Annotated in this window: 8 protein-coding genes; 3 read left to right on the plus strand and 5 right to left on the minus strand. The window is 49.5% G+C overall.

Annotation, left to right across the window (positions count from 1 at the left end; all coding sequences use genetic code 11):
* Positions 1-67: 67 nt before the first annotated feature.
* Complete coding sequence (locus tag MKY16_RS17830) at positions 68-6316, minus strand: WIAG-tail domain (RefSeq protein ID WP_340956465.1); 6249 nt, start codon at positions 6314-6316, stop codon at positions 68-70.
* 189 nt (positions 6317-6505) lie between these two features.
* On the opposite strand from MKY16_RS17830, the gene fabV reads away from it, so the two are divergent.
* Both fabV and MKY16_RS17840 read left to right on the plus strand, forming a co-directional pair.
* The gene (gene fabV, locus MKY16_RS17835) at positions 6506-7693 is read left to right on the plus strand and encodes an enoyl-ACP reductase FabV (protein ID WP_029515641.1); all 1188 of its coding nucleotides are present in this window, start codon (positions 6506-6508) and stop codon (positions 7691-7693) included.
* A 296-nt stretch (positions 7694-7989) separates the two neighbouring features.
* Positions 7990-8142, plus strand: coding sequence for a DUF1540 domain-containing protein (locus MKY16_RS17840; RefSeq protein ID WP_013311427.1), 153 nt, complete (start codon positions 7990-7992; stop codon positions 8140-8142).
* A 153-nt stretch (positions 8143-8295) separates the two neighbouring features.
* Here the strand turns inward: MKY16_RS17840 and MKY16_RS17845 are convergent, their stop codons facing one another.
* Both MKY16_RS17845 and MKY16_RS17850 read right to left on the minus strand, forming a co-directional pair.
* Positions 8296-8535 carry a hypothetical protein gene (locus tag MKY16_RS17845; protein WP_340886161.1) on the minus strand — a complete coding sequence of 80 codons (240 nt, stop codon included), beginning with the start codon at positions 8533-8535 and terminating at the stop codon, positions 8296-8298.
* A 92-nt stretch (positions 8536-8627) separates the two neighbouring features.
* A complete protein-coding gene (locus MKY16_RS17850; RefSeq protein ID WP_025720792.1) occupies positions 8628-8999 on the minus strand; it encodes a DUF4190 domain-containing protein in 372 nt (123 codons plus the stop codon).
* A 223-nt stretch (positions 9000-9222) separates the two neighbouring features.
* On the opposite strand from MKY16_RS17850, the gene MKY16_RS17855 reads away from it, so the two are divergent.
* Positions 9223-9810, plus strand: a complete 588-nt coding sequence (locus tag MKY16_RS17855) for a hypothetical protein (protein WP_029515643.1) — start codon at positions 9223-9225, stop codon at positions 9808-9810.
* A gap of 11 nt (positions 9811-9821) precedes the next feature.
* On the opposite strand, the gene lpdD is transcribed toward MKY16_RS17855, so the two are convergent.
* Positions 9822-10169, minus strand: a complete 348-nt coding sequence (gene lpdD / locus MKY16_RS17860; RefSeq protein ID WP_029515644.1) for a prenylated flavin chaperone LpdD — start codon at positions 10167-10169, stop codon at positions 9822-9824.
* A gap of 180 nt (positions 10170-10349) precedes the next feature.
* Positions 10350-15863 (minus strand): S8 family serine peptidase, encoded by a 5514-nt coding sequence (locus tag MKY16_RS17865; RefSeq protein WP_340956467.1) that lies wholly within the window; start codon positions 15861-15863, stop codon positions 10350-10352.
* Positions 15864-15993: the final 130 nt, after the last annotated feature.

Genomic DNA, 15993 nt, shown 5'->3' on the forward strand with positions numbered 1-15993 from the left:
GCGTGCAGCTCTGTATTTAGAAAATACATGAGTCTGCACGCTATGAGTTTTACAATAACCGTCTTCACTAGCCAATGGCGATCCAGGAAATAATACCGTAGTTATGCGCGGTTTCGTTCCACTTGGTTACGACGATCACTGCTCCATTCGGCGTCTGAGATTTCAGCGTCGCATGAAAGAGAGGGTGGTTCGTCATCGCTACTAATGTGTAGTCCGGGTTTAGAAAAGGCTCCCCGAATACAATGGTCACTTCCGTCTCTCCTTCACTGCCTTTCAAAAGAAACGGCGCTCTGCCGAACTGCTGCAATGCGGGCTGATTCGCACACGTACGAACCGGAGTGATGCTCAAATGCTCCGGCTTCACTGCGTTCAGCTCCAACTCACGTGAGCCTACAGTGCCTTCCACCAGATGATGGCCTTCAATGCTCTGCTCTGCCACATGATGGCTTTGTACCGCAGCGGCCTGCAGATGCTCTGCTCCCACAGCTCCCGGGCTCAGCACCTCGCTGTCGACGGCCTGAGCTTGCAGATGGTTTCGAGATATACTGTTTGCCTGAAGTCTGTCGCCACTGATACCTTCCTCTGGCAAAAGTCCCGAGAGATGAATATCTGTGGACAGCTGAGCCCGTGTCACTGAGCCCGCTTTTAGGTGATGCGAATCAATAACTTCCTCTCCAATGTGGTGGCTCTCAATAGCCTCCTCAGCCACATGACGGGACTGTACCGTTCCATCTGCCAGCTTGCTGGATGTTACCGCTCCTTCTTGTATAGCATCCTCAACCACCGCCTGCCAGCCTACATGCTGTGGTTGAATAGCCCCTGCTTGCAGATGCTCCGACTGGACTGAATCCAGCGCGATATGCCTGGACTGCACCACGCCTTCTGCCAGTGCGGACCCTTGGATCGCCCCCTCGGCCAAATGCTGAGCGTGTACGGCATGCTCCGTTAAATGCACGGAGTTTATGCTGGCTTCTGCCAAATTCGAAGCACGCACCGCCCGAAGTGCAAGCTTCTCAGCGTTCACGCTGCCTGCCTGGAGCGCGTGAACCGATATACTCCCCGGCGCAATATGCCGAGTCATCACTGCCGAAGCCTGCAAATGATCAGAGGTGACCGATTCAGGAGCCAGGTGGCTCGACTGGACGGCCTCTTCTGCCAAATGATTGGCTTGCACCGCTTCGTCTGTAATGTGCCACGGCTGGACCGAATGAGGAGATATTTTAGCGGCAGTTACGCCATCATCCGCTAGTTTGTCGGACGTAACGGACTCATTCTGCAAAGCATCGGTCGGTATTGCTTGTGAGGCGATATGCACACCCTGAATGGTTCCCATTTGCAGATGATGCGACTGGACGGACTCCGGTGCGATATGCACGGATTTCACTGCCCCTTCTGCCAGCGCTCTGTCCTGTACTGCACCAGGTGCCAAATGCCGGGGGTGTACGGCATGCTCAGACAATTGTGAAGGGCCGACGCTTCCTTCCGCGAGATTCGTCGCTTGCACCGAGCGTGCCGCCAGCTTTTCCGAGGTGACGCTTTCTGCTTGTAACGCACGGCTAGACACACTATCCGGGGCCAGATGGCTCGCAAGTACCGCCGAAGACTGCAAGTGGGCTGAAGTGACAGATTCCGGTGACAGATGGCTCGACTGGATGGTCTCTTCTGCCAAATGATTGGCTTGCACTGCTTCGTCCGCAATGTGCCACGGTTGTACCGAGTGAGCCGACAGTTTGGCAGCAGTCACACCCTCATTCGCTAATTTATCAGACGTAACGGACTCATCCTGTAATACATCGGTCGATATCGACAGGGATGCCAGATGCTCGCTCTGAATAGTTCCAGGGTGCAGGTGATGCGGCTGGATGGATTCCGGGGCAATGTGTACTGACTTCACTGCCCCCTCAGCTAGCGCTGTATCCTGCACAGCGCCGACTGCCAAATGCTGAGTGTGTACCGACTGTGCAGATAAATGCGAAGGACCGACGCTGTCTTCCGCAAGATTCGTCCCTTGTACCGAGCGTGCTGCCAGCTTTTCCGAAGTGACGCTTTCCGCTTGTAGCGCAAGACCGGATACACTATCCGGCGCCAAATGACTCGCAAGTATCACCGAAGACTGTAAGTGGGCTGAGGTGACAGATTCCGGCGCCAGATGACTTGATTGAACGGCCTCTTCTGCCAAATGATTAGCTTGCACTGCTTCATCTGTAATGTGCCACGGCTGTACCGAGTGAGCCGACAACTTAGTGGCAGTCACACCCTCATCGGCCAATTTATCAGATGTCACAGACTCATCCTGTAAAACATCAGTCGATATCGACTGAGATACCAGATGCTCGCCCTGAATGGTTCCAGGGTGCAAATGGTGTGATTGGATTGATTCTGGAGCGATATGCACGGATTTCACTGCTCCCTCTGCCAACGCTCTATCCTGTACCGCTCCGGCTACCAGATGCCGGCTGTGTACGGAATGTGCAGACAGATGTGACGGTCCGATGCTGCCTTCCGCAAGATTCGTCCCTTGTACCGAGCGCGCTGCCAGCTTTTCCGAGGTGACGCTTTCCGCCTGTAGTGCACGACCGGATACACTATCTGGCGCCAGATGACTCGTAAGCACTGAGGAAGCCTGCAAATGGCGAGAGGTAACGGATTCGGAAGCCAGATGGCTTGACTGGATGGATTCTGCTGCCAAATGATTTCCTTGCACTGCTTCGTCTGTAATGTGCCACGGCTGTACCGAGTTGACCGCCAGCTTGGCGGAAGTCACACCCTCATCCACCAATTTATCGGAGGTAACAGACGCATCCTGCAAAGCATCGGTCGATATGGCCTGGGATGCGATATGCTCGCCCTGAATGCTTCCTGTGTGCAGGTGATGTGGCTGGATTGACCCCGCGGTAATGTGTACCGACTTCACTGCTCCCTTTGCCAGCGTTGTATCCTGTACTGCGCCAGTTGCCAAATGCCGGGCGTGTACCGACTGTGCAGACAAATGTGACGGGCCGACGCTGTCTTCCGCAAGATTCATTCCTTGCACCGAGTGGGCTGCCAGCTTTTCCGAGGTGACGCTTTCCGCTTGTAGTGCACGGCCGGACACACTATCCGGGGCCAGATGGCTCGTGAGCACTGACGAAGACTGCAAGTGGGCTGAAGTGACACTTTCCGGTGCCAGATGGTTCGACTGGATGGATTCTGCTGCCAAATGATTTCCTTGCACTGCTTCGTCTGTAATGTGCCACGACTGTACGGAGTGGGCCGACAGCTTGGCGGCAGTCACGCCCTCATCTGCCAGTTTGTCAGATGTCACAGACTCATCTTGTAAAGCATCGGTCGATATGGCCTGGGATGCAATATGCTCGCCCTGAATGATTTCAGTATGCAGATGGTGTGGTTGGATCGATTCCGGGGCAATGTGCACGGACTTCACCGCTCCCTCTGCCAGCACTCTATCCTGTACCGCTCCAGCTGCCAAATGCCGCGTGTGTACGGACTGCACAGATAGATGTGAAGGGCCGATACTGCCTTCTGCAAGGTTCATTCCTTGTACCGAGCGGGCTGCCAGCTTTTCCGAGGTTACACTTTCCGCTTGAAGTGCACGACCGGACACACTATCCGGAGCCAAATGTCTCGTTAGCACCGAGGAGGCCTGTAGGTGCACCGAGGTGACCGCTCCAGATGCCAGATGGGTCGAGTCCACAACCGCCACGGCCAAATGGTTGCTTTGTACAGCTTCATCCATAATATGCCCGGACTGCACTGCATGGGCTGACAACTTGGTAGAGGTTACACTTTCCTCTGATAGTTTGGCAGAGGTAACCGCTTCATCCTGTATGGCTTGAGTCGCTATAGCCTGCAATGCAATATGCTCTCCCTGAATGATCCCGCTTTGCAAATGCTCGGATTGGATGGATTCTGCTGCAAGATGCTCAGACTTCACTGCATTCTGGGCTAATATCGTGTCCTCTACTGATCCTGCGGCCAAATGTCTGGTTTGTACGGCCTGTGCAGCCAAATGCCCGGGTCCCACGCAGTTTTCCGCCAGGTTGGAAGCCTGCACAGCCCGAGCCGCTAACTTCTCGGAAGTGACGCTTTCCGACTGAAGTGCATGGCCGGACACACTATCTGGGGCGAGATGTTTGGTTTGGACCGAAGCAGACTGCAAATGGTTGGAGGTGACGGATTCCGGCGCGAGATGATTCGCCTCCACTGCTTCAACAGCCAGATGGTTGCTCAGTACTGCTTTATCCGTAATATGCCATGGCTGCACCGAACGAGCAGACAGCTTGGAGGAAGTGACACTGCCCTCAGCTAGCTTAGGCGCAGTAATCGCCAAATCATTAATTTTATCCGTAGCCACACTTTCCGGCGATAGTTTCAACGAAGTAACGGCATGATCCTGTAAATGGTGGGAGTATACCGCACCACTGGCCAAATGCGCGGTATGAACAGCGCCTTCGCCTAGTATGTCTGCGGTAACGGACTGTTCTTGCAACGCCGCGGTTCCGACACTGTCTTCCCCAAGATGCTTGCTCTGTACAGAGCTCTGGGCCAAATGGGTTGAATCCACCGATTGAGCCTGTAACGCCTTTCCGCCCACACTGTTGTCGGCAAGGTGGTTTTCACGGATTACTCCCGTTGCAATGTGTACGTGGGTAATGGCTTGAGACGCAACTTTATTTCCGGTTACCGCCCCTGTGCCAATTTTAGTTTCTATAACCGCCTCGTCAGCGATTTTGTCAGACTTAATAGCGCTCGAAGCGATGTGATTTTCCTTGATAGCCTGATTCGCCACATGGTAATCCAGAACTGCACCCTTCCCTATTTTCTCGCTTGTCACAGCCCCGGAATGCAAATGTTGCTCCGTAACCGCCTCTGGTGCAATATGATCTTTCCGAATAATTTCGGATTGAAGATGCACGGAAGAAACTGCCTCTGGAGAAATCTGAGGTCCTTGTATGGCTGCTGTTGCAATATGTCTGGTAAGTACTGCCTCATCGGCAATTTTGTGTGGGAGAATGCTCTGATCCGATATTTTGGATGAAGTGACGGATTGATCAACAATCTGCAATGAGCCTACAGACTGATCTGCCAGTTTATTGGATTGAATACTCCGATCCGCGATATGCCGGGCTGTTACTTGGCCCGTTCCAAGCTGCTCTTCCCCGATGGAGCCAGGACCCAGATGCTTTCTTTCAATCGCTCCTGCCTGAATGTGCGTACTGGTGACTGCCTCAGACTCCAGATGACGCCCGCTGACAACACCTTCCTCCAATTGTTCCCTGCCCACAATTCCGTCGGATAGCTGCTTGCGATTAATCGAACCGGGGGCCAAATGCCTTGCATGAATGGCATGCTCGGTCAGGTGCGCGCTCTCAATGCTGCCTGCCTGGATTTTAGTTCCATCCACAGCCCCATCCCGCAATTTGGAGGTGGTCACAGACTGATCGCCCAGCTTGGAGCTATCAACAGCTTCATTCGCCAAATTGTTCGATTGAATCGTACCGCTGCGAATTTTATCGGAGGTGACCGACTGATCTTGAAGCATATCTGAAGACACGATCCATTGCTTGAAATGACGGCTTTCAATCGAGCCATTGGCAATATGATCGCCGCTGATAATTTTATCCGCCAGCTTTTCTGGAGTGATGCTGCCATCACGAAGTTTTTCACCACTAATAGAGCGATCCTGCAATTTACTGCCTGCCACTGATGCGTCTGACAGATGCTCGACCGTAATGGAGTCGGGAGCAATCTTCGAAGCAGTCACAGCACCGTCAGCTATTTTAATTGTATGAACAGCATAATCTGCTAGAAATTCCGTTTGGATACTCTCTTGTTTCAGCTTGCTGGAATCTATGGAAGCGGGAGCGATCTTTTCACCTGTCACAGCGAAATCACTCAAATCGTCTGTATAGATGAAAGCATTGTTTACATGCGGAGCCTTCTTATTGTTCAAAATTTCTTCCACATCAATTGGATCAGGTTCTGGTTCTGGTTCCGGCTCTAGCTCTATCTCTGGCTCTGGCTCTAGCTCTGGCAGTGGGGGTTCTTCCATCAAAGCTGGAGTCTCCTCAACATCTGCAACCTCAATTTCTTTCTCGTGCAGAGCCTCGACTTCAGGCTCGACAACTGTCTTTAGCTCCGACTCCTCTGTAGTTGGGGGAGGCGGAGAAGCAACTTGATGAAGTCTTGCTTCTGTCTCCCTCTCCGCAGGCAGTGGTTTTGAGCGTTGTATCATACTTAACTCATTCATATCCGGGTCAATTACACGATAGAGCGGCTTTTTGTTTCTGTTGGTTTTTCGGCTCTTGTTCTTCAAGCAGCTCTCTCCCTTCTCATGTTTATCGTTACAGCATCATATGCAGACCCTTAGGCACTTGCCACCCTGTACAGAGATTCACTTTTGGGTAAAAAGGATACTTACTAAAATCCACGTTTGAAAAAAAATAGTTAAAAGTTAAAATAGTAAGGGTGAAGATCGCTACAAGAAGAGAGGAATTACAATAACATGATTATCAAACCAAGAACACGTGGCTTTATCTGCACCACTGCTCATCCGGTGGGCTGTGCCCAACATGTTCAGGAGCAAATTGACTATGTACAGGCCCGTCCTGCTATCCAAGGCCCCCGTAATGTACTTGTAATCGGGGCATCTGCCGGATATGGATTGGCTTCTCGCATTACTGCCGCCTTCGGTGCGCGTGCCAATACAATTGGCGTGTATCGTCCTAGCAATGCTACGGCTACACGCACAGCATCGGCAGGCTGGTACAATTCTGCTGCATTTGAAAAAGCCGCTCAGGAAGCTGGGCTTAAATCCTTAAGCGTGACAGGAGATGCCTTCTCGGATGAGGTCAAAGCCAAAACGGTGGAAGCCATTCGCGAAGAACTGGGACAAGTCGATCTAGTGGTTTATAGTGTCGCTTCAGGTCGCCGTACAAATCCCCGCACAGGCGAAACGTTTAATTCCGTGCTTAAACCTATTGGTAAGCCTTACACAAACAAGACCGTTAACTTCCACACCGGGGAAGTCAGCAGCGTGACGCTCGAACCCGCAACAGAAGAAGAGGTACAAGGAACTGTAGAAGTTATGGGCGGTGAGGACTGGAAATTGTGGATTGACGCCTTGCGTGCTGGCGGCGTGCTCGCCGATACTGCAACGACCTTCTCTTTTTCGTACATCGGTTCAGATATTACACAAGCCATCTACAGAGAGGGCAGTATCGGAAGTGCAAAGGATCATCTGGAGGAGACAGCACGTCAGCTGAACGATCAGCTGAAAGTTACAGGCGGACGCGCCTTCGTCGCAGTCACCAAAGGACTCGTTACCCAATCAAGCTCCGCTATCCCTGTCGTTCCTCTGTATATTTCTGCTTTATATAAGGTAATGAAGGAAAAAGGGCTGCATGAAGGGTGCGTAGAACAGAGCTACCGCCTGTTTGCTGAGCGTCTGTACGCACCAGAAACTCCTGTAGATGAAGAAGGACGTATTCGCATTGATGATTGGGAACTGCGCGAAGACGTGCAGGCAGAGGTTGAGAAGATATGGGAGGCGCTGACGACCAACAATATCTACGAATTGTCAGATCTTGAAGGATATCGTCGCGAATTTTTCCAACTGTTCGGCTTTGAGTTCGAAGGTGTGGACTATGATGCTGATATTGATCCCATCATAAATATTCCTAACGTGCGCTAAGTCTTTTAGTGCTGTCCCTATGTTAGAAAAACAAAAAAAGCTGTTCTCCAGCAGAGAAACATTTCGTTCTGCATGGAGGACAGCTTTTGTTTTTAATTAAAAGGGACACTTATGTCCGCTTTGAACTGCAAATGATGCTATCATTGCAATTTTAAATTTCATTTGATATTGTACAGGTAGGCATAGCAAAATCCCTCTTCCTAACAAGAGGGTAAACACAGTTGGACAAGTCCTACCTTGACTGACCGTGATACTATTTGCTCAGCCCATCACACCCATATAAGGAGGTGCACAACATGGCAAAAGACGTTCTGTGTGAAGTCAACTCTTGTACGTACTGGGCCCAAGAGAATAAATGCAGCGCTAGCTCCATTTACATCGTAAGCAACAGACCAGAAGACACTCACAAGTCTGAAGAAACAGACTGCAAAACCTTCGAAGCCAAGTAAATCTTTGATTTCAAGCCTAGCTTTATAATGAAGGAGCCCATGCCCGGGTTCCTTCTTTCTTATGATATTCTAACAAGAATGATAATTATTATCAAGTCCTTTTTCGGTACAGAAAAGCGCTTTTCGCTTGTATACAATCATTTCTCTGCTACTTTATAAATCCACGCTGAAAAGGACACTGCTGTTCTCTCTAAAGACAAAAAAAGAAGCGTCGCTCTGAACGATTCGCTTCTTGTGCTTGACCTTTTGTAATTGTTCCTGCTTGGTCGGCTTCATTCGTATGTGCTGTGAAATCTCGCCATAATGGTCATTTGTTTTGCGGCTCTGTGCCGCGCAATAGATTCCAGCGCGTTTTGCCTTGCTTAGCGCTTTTTGTGTTTGAGTACGTGCCATACGGCTTCACTCTCCTTCATTGGACTCCTTTTATCATAGCATCCAATAGTCAAATCGTGAATGGTTTGTCTGACTCAAGCATTCTCAATTCATTAAATGTCTGAAAAAATATCCGGATCGCCACTGGAGGCCGCTACAATAAAAACAATAACTATAAAAATGATGATCAGTGTATAAATCAGTGTACCGATAATACTACATACCAGTCCAGCAATGGCCATACCTCTGCCTTGCTCGCCATGACGGTTAATTTCCTTCAGGGAAAGACTGGACAAAATAATACCCACAATTCCGATAATCAACCCAATATAGGGAATGACAACAGATAAAATCCCGAGCACCATCGAGGCAACAGCTTTACTATTGGTAGGTGGAACTACTGGGGGCGGGTTAAATGGGGCGTTATAATCGTTCGTCTCCTGAAAAGGATCGGAAGATCGAGGCTCCTTGTACAAATCACTCATCTGTTAAATTCAACTCCAATACGAAAAATAGCAATTATATAAGTTCTAGGGTACCACAATCTTACAAATCAGGACAGTACTTATTTCGAATTTTTAAATTAGAACGTTAAAAAGAAGAAACATAGCGATATTAGCACTTTTTGAGGTAACTGGGCATACAGTATTTTACCTGTTACAGATCAATTGTGCTCCATGAGAGCATCCTGCCAAGGAGGTCGGAGCTATGCTATATCGTGCAACATCCCACAGAAAGCGCTCGCCTCACAAACGTTTAAATGCAAACACACTTAGGATAATATCCACTGCCATGCTGCCATTTTACAAAGCTATAGCAACTCGCCGTGCGTTTGCAGTTCAATGGTCACGAGCTGTCGTTCAGGCGAATTTGGATCGGATGAAATCCCTTCTCTGCTCAGTAGCTCCATTTGCCGCCAAACAAGGCTTAGGCACGAATGGCATCGGCTACTTTATTTCCTTTTTAGCTCAGCCACCGATGCTCTATTATACGAATGGAACAACGATTCCACCGGGGACTGTGCAGTTTACATTTGAGCCGAGAGTTCATCGCGCCATCGCAAAAGCCGTTTTTCCGCTGTATCGCGAATTGGCACGTAATCCATGTTTTGCTTCTGCCTTAGCCAAAGCGATCAACAGACAAGACCAGCGTGCAGTTCATGTCATGATCCGTAGTTTGATTCCATCCTCTGCGCTGAAATCCGTACAAATTGAGGACGATGGCTTTGCATTGCTTTTTAAGTATTCCTTTAGTAAATACCCCTATCGCAATCTGCTCTTTCGAGAGTTCACTTAAAAAGGTTGCTACTAGCGTGCTTGCTTGAGTTCTCCAATGAGCTCTTTTCCCAGTTGTATGGCCATATCTGTCAGCACTCGGATTTCGTCCTTGGATGCATGGTCCAAATGTGTCCCGCAGCAAATGGCAAAATTGCCCGCAAACTCTTTTCGTAAGCGAACTGCAATTTCTTCGGTAATATAAAACTCCTTGTGATTTTGCAATTGCACAGTTTGAATCGGCTCGAGTCTGGCCCCTGCTGTAATCGTTCCCAAATGGGGCTGATCACCGCCAGAAATGAGTACAACGATATCTTCCCCCATAAAATAGGCATCCAGTACAAGACGGATACGTCCGCTTTCTTTTTGCAAATGAATCATAGGATCCTCTCCTGCTAAAAAATATTATTGTGAAACGATTCACTTTATAGAGTTCTACTCATTGTATCGCTTCTTGAACAGTTCGACAATTTAAAAATGGCCCACAGCAGCCTATAAACCGTAGCTTGCTGTGGGCCTTCATTGTTATTCTAAAACAAGCATTCCATTTCCTACTGGGTGTTAACGGATCGTGATCGTATGCACAGTCTTACCGCTTGCGCCGTCATTATCCGTCACCGTTAGCTCCACGGTATACGTTCCAGCTGTGGTGAATTTATGCTTCACCTTGGAACCGACCGCCGTATCACCATCCCCAAAATTCCAGCTGTAACTGACGATCTCACCGTCTACATCACGGGAAGCTTTGGCGTTAAATTGTACATTTTTGTTCTTCTTAGCTGATTCGTTAGCCTGAATAATGGCTACTGGCTTTTCATTGGATGTAGGTGGATTCGGATCAGGGTTCTGTCCTCCACCATTGGTTACATACAATCTTCCCGGCGCCTCCGTCTCCACTTCATTTCCCGCTGCATCTCTTACCCGGATCACGATGACTCCGCCTTCCAGGTTCAGGGAAGATGAAGTAAAATAAGTACCTTCATAGTGGCCTGACGAAGTCTCATTTAATGGAATATCGTTGCGGCCCAAAGTGGACAGGTTGAAAGGCAGCTCCACATGGAAGGACGCCTCCAAACCGGATGCACTGTCAAAGGATACTCGTACCGGCTGCCCCGGGGTAATACGCACATCCTCAGCAGGGCTAATGTTTTCAAGCTTCGGTAGAGCTGTATCGACATACACCGAGCGCGTAACGGTTGTTTCGTTTTCGGCAAGATCCTTGGCCGTCACCGTAATTTGATTTTCACCTTCGTTGATAAGCAATCGCTTGTTAAAGGTGCCGTCACTTCCAAATTCAGCTGGCTCGCCGTTAATCGTCAAATCGGTGAGGAATTCGTCATACACCGTACCGGTGACGCTCACGACACCCGCATTCGTACGGGCTCCTTCATCTGGCGAAGTCAGGATCAGACCCGGTTTAGTCTGGTCAAGTGTCACGACCACCGGTTCGGAACGATCCGTTATTTTGCCGTATACCGCTGCTTGGACACTTAGCGGATTAGCACCTGGTTGAAGATCAACCGACAAACTGAACTGGCGATCCTTCACCTTCGTTGTGCCAGCCAGCTCCTTACCGTTAAAAAGCTGAATATCGGCTCCTTCTGCCGGAGAAGTTCCTGTTACGGTAATCGTCTCTTCCTGCGTATAGGTAGCCTTCGTAGGAGTCGTAATCGTTGGAGCATTCACCGGATATCTGACGATAGCCCGGATCATGTAGTTCCCTTCCTCCTCAGGTGATTGGCTCCATGCGCCGCTTACACCTTGCCAGCTTCGAAGCGCATTGGGACTGCTTTCATCTGTAGCAAGACCCGGCGACTGTGTGCCTACAGCAGACTGTGTATATACGATGTAGAAGTCACCTTGAACCGTCACCGGCTCTGGGAGCTGCACCGTCGTCCATTGTGTCTCATCCCGAACGGCAGTCCCGTCGAATGGACCAGCCAACAATCGTCCAGGTGCTCCTGCCGCACCGGAGGCGTCATAGACAGAATATTGGAATGCCGTTCCTCCCGGATTTGGGAAAGCAGAGTTCCAGAACAAAAGCGATGCTCCTGTCACTTGAGCCACTTCCGACTCAGGCGTCATTCTGACTGCCCATGAATTGCCTGCCGCGTTAAAGGCTCTAGCATTTTCTCCTGTCCCGTCATCGTAGGCAATGCCTCCTTGGAACCCGATGAAAGGTTTCAACGTGATATTCGCTTCCACACTACCGTTCGGAGGAGCAGTAACGGATACACTGTCGCTATAATAATTCTCAGCTGAAATGGACAATGTGTATGTTCCTTCCAGCACGTCCAGCGTAAATTCTCCAGCCTCATTCGTCTCTACCGGAGCAATACGTGCATCCTCCAGCACCAACACTTTCGCTTTTTGGATCGGTTCACCGGATTGCTTGTCAGTAATGACCCCGTGAATCGTACCGTGAGGTACAGCCTGAAGACTAAAGTTTGCTCTGATAACTTTGTTATTCTCAATCGTGACTGCTTTCGTTTGAGACACATAACCATAGGCTTCAGCCTTCAGCGTATAGTCGCCCGCTACATGGGTGAAGCTGTATTTGCCCGTGGTCGGGTCCGTTTTCACCGAACGTCCTGTTTCCAATACCGTAACCGTAGCGCTGGCTGGAAGACTGTCGAGACCGACACGTCCACGTTCCACCGTTGTTTCTGCCGGCTTCACTTTCTCCTGGAATTCACTCTTTTCAGTGCTTGTAATTTTGTACAGCGGGAATTGTTCTTCCGCTTTTTCCAGCTTGATATTCGACTCAGGTATGATGTCCTTGGTCACTGTCGCAGCTGGAATACCCAGCACACGGAAATCGTCAATGTACCAGCCGTTCTTGTTGACACTGTTATCCGATTTCAAACGGAAGCGAATTTGGATCTCATTGCCGGTGTAGCTATCCAGATTGTAATAAACTGGAGTCCATTTTTTCCCATTCGTGTTGTGAGAGAACTTGCCCAGCTCGCTCCACGTGTCGCCATTGTTTTTAGACACTTCCACATAACCGTAATCATAGCCGGCCTCAATTTCAAACCAGTGATTGAAGGTCAGTGTTGCGTTGCGTACAGCCTGCAAATTAATTTTTGGAGAAACCAGCGAAAATTCAGCTCCGTTCTCATAATTGCTATCCAGATCGGTTGCCCACACATTGGGTCTGGACGCTGCGCTCTCTGGTCCTACTTCCTTGGGAATGCCGCGTTCCCACTCATCCTTAGTACCAGAATGAGTCCAGCCATTATCCGAGCTGCCGTCAAAATGATCGCTATACAGCGTATCCGGCACGTCTACTCTCAGAGAAGCCTCATTCGACTTGATTCCTTCATTGCCACTATAATCCTCAGCCGCCACTGCATAATGATAGGTTGCTCCACCGACCGTGATGGTATCTGTGAGTGTCAGTGCTGAGGTTGTACCGATGGAAGTATAATTTTTGCCTGATTGGGTAGAACGATACACCTTATACTGCTTCACATCTTCATCGGAGGAAGCATTCCATGCTAGTGTAACGTTGCCCACAGTATCTGCTTCAGCAGTCAAATTGCTCGGCGCAGCAGGTGCAACGGTGTCTGGCTCCTGAATCGACAGATCGTCAATATACCAGCCATCTTTCACAACCGTATTGTCACTCGTAAAGTTGAACAGGAGGTATACCTTTTGACCCGCGAATGCCCGCAAATCAAGATATTGTGTTTTCCAGCCGTTGCTGGTGCCGGTAAACGATAATACCTGCTCAAACGCATTCTGATTGTTTGTGGTTGCTACGTACACTTTGCCGAAATCAGAATTGTTTTCAAGATCGTACCAATGCTTGAAGCTGACCAGTGCCCCTTTTGAGCTCTCGGTCAGATCAATCGGAGGGGCCATAAAATAACTGTTGGAGTTGGCCTGATATTGGCCTTCGAGATTAGTCGCGATGACCTTTGTACCCGAATGTGCGTTTTTAGGGCCGCTTGTCGGAGTTCCCCATTTCCAAACACTGCCCTGTCCACCGATATTAATACCGGCAATGTCTTTTTCGAAGTCTTGTGTGTAGCCTGGTTTTACGCCTTTGGAGATTTTAACCTTGTATACTTCAGTTTCAAATCCATTATTACCATAATCATTTACACGAATATAGTATTCCAGACCAGCGCTGTCCACCAAAAAAGTCGGGATAGACGCTTGATATGTACCATCTTTGCTGTCGCCGGAGGTCCGTTCTAACGGAATATATACATAGTTTGAAGTACCTGCTGTTTTGGCAAATGCCTCAACGGCTGTCACGCCGACATCATCCGTTACATGAGCAGTCAGAGGTATATCAATACCCTCGAATGCCGCTGCGGGCGGTGTATGCTCGAGAACAGGTGCTTCCAGATCGTCGCCACCCGTTACAACTTTACCAGACACGGAGCCCAGACCCTGCATAACCGAACCGACCGCATCCAGCGCATTAATGACACCATGTCCGTAGCCATTGTTTGGTGAAGTAGGATATGTGCTGTCCGTTCGTGGTGTAGCCGTATTCATCAAAATTTCCTCAAGTTGATCTACGGTAAGAGAATGATTCGCTTGCAGCAACAGTGCTGCAAGGCCCGCAACATGAGGTCCCGCCATAGAAGTACCGTTATATCCGCCTTTATAGGCGCCACCAGCAACAGATGACCGGATATTAACACCCGGCGCGGAAACTTCGGGCTTCACTTCACCATAGGGTGAGGGTCCTAACAATGAGAAGCTGGCCAGATTATCATTGCTATCCGTGGCTCCAGTAGCGAAGGATTCCGGATAGTTCGCCGGATTGGCTACTGAGGCAGGTCCGCCCGGATTGGAAAGAGAGGTGTTACCTGCGGAGAATTCAGGGAAGATTTGAGCATCCCGCCATGCCTGAACCACAGGCCGGAACCATTCATCAAGACCCGGTCCGCCTCCCCACGAGTTGTTCACTACGTCTGGAGCAAGCTCGGGATGAAGATTCCCTTGAGCATCTTTTGGCGCAAGCAGCCATTGGCCGCCATCCAGTATAATCGCATCCGTCGTTTCCGGATTAAAAATCCGAACCGCAATCCACTTCGCACCAGGAGCAACGCCCACTCGGTTCGTTCCGTTCTCCTCGGAGCCGACCATCGTGCCCATCGTATGCGTACCATGGGAATCGTCTTCCTGATCGACCGGAAGCGTCGCATGACTATGCGGATCGTACCAGCTCAGCTCGGGATTCACGACATTGCCTGCCGCGTCCAGACCCCGCCATTTGCGATGAAGGGCTGGATGTGTATAATCTACACCTGTATCCAGATTGGCAACTACGATTCCGGTTCCGTCAATTCCTTTTTCCCACACTTGTGGTGCGTTAATATGGGATATGTTCCATTCCACCGTAGATGGGTCTACAGCGTTCTTACCTGCATTGCCAGGCTTAGCCGATGTTTTGCCATCGTCCTTCTCCAGTTCTACAGCTTTCTCTACCGTTGCAGACTTCGCTGTTGCTGCTGTCGCTGTTTCAGCTGTTTCAGCCGTTTTGGCATTTGCCCCCTCTGCTTGCTTGTCAACCGTCACCTTTTGCAGATAACGCGTTTCATTCGGCAAGACTTTATCGACCTCAGGCAACTGCGAAATATGATCCAGCACCTCCTTGGTGCTTGTTACAGCCAATGCATTGACAATAAAAAAGCTTTTGTATTCCTTCACTCCGCCGCTCTCTGATTGCTTATCCAAATAATTTTCAAGCCCATATTGGGTTCTTGAAGCCGTTTCGCGCAGAGAACTGATCACATGGCTGCGTGCAGCCATTTTGGCAGCGGAAGGTGTTATTTTCTCAAGTGAGGCCTTTTGGAGAGCATTTTTGGAAACCTTGTTGGTGTCTACCTGTTCTTTTAATTTGACCAGATAGGTAACATAGTTATTCTCCTCAAACTGTTTGGTCAGTTTCGGAGACACCTTCGCGGTCGTGACCTTGTGCGAGGCTGATTTCAGCTCCAGCTTGGAGCCATCCGGTGCGTTATTCGCCAAAGCAGGTTGAACAAAGGAAAAGGCCATTAGCAAAGATAGTCCGATAGATAGTGGTTTCTTGAATCGTTTAGGTTTAATCAATTACTTCTCCACTCCTTTTACTAGGTTTAATGTTTCTGGAATAACCTGTACAGAGTAAGACCTCATACCTTACACATCAAACACACGGGTTGCGCAACACGATGTGGTTGGCGACCACCTCCTTCATAGA

Source organism: Paenibacillus sp. FSL L8-0641, assembly GCF_038006265.1.
GTDB classification, from domain to species: domain Bacteria; phylum Bacillota; class Bacilli; order Paenibacillales; family Paenibacillaceae; genus Paenibacillus; species Paenibacillus polymyxa_D.

Excerpts from the sequence above, each read along its gene's own strand:
- fabV (WP_029515641.1), top strand. The coding sequence starts at position 6,506 with ATGATTATCAAACCAAGAACACGTGGCTTTATCTGCACCACTGCTCAT.
- MKY16_RS17840 (WP_013311427.1), top strand. The coding sequence starts at position 7,990 with ATGGCAAAAGACGTTCTGTGTGAAGTCAACTCTTGTACGTACTGGGCC.
- MKY16_RS17845 (WP_340886161.1), bottom strand. The coding sequence starts at position 8,535 with ATGGCACGTACTCAAACACAAAAAGCGCTAAGCAAGGCAAAACGCGCT.
- MKY16_RS17850 (WP_025720792.1), bottom strand. The coding sequence starts at position 8,999 with ATGAGTGATTTGTACAAGGAGCCTCGATCTTCCGATCCTTTTCAGGAG.
- MKY16_RS17855 (WP_029515643.1), top strand. The coding sequence starts at position 9,223 with ATGCTATATCGTGCAACATCCCACAGAAAGCGCTCGCCTCACAAACGT.
- lpdD (WP_029515644.1), bottom strand. The coding sequence starts at position 10,169 with ATGATTCATTTGCAAAAAGAAAGCGGACGTATCCGTCTTGTACTGGAT.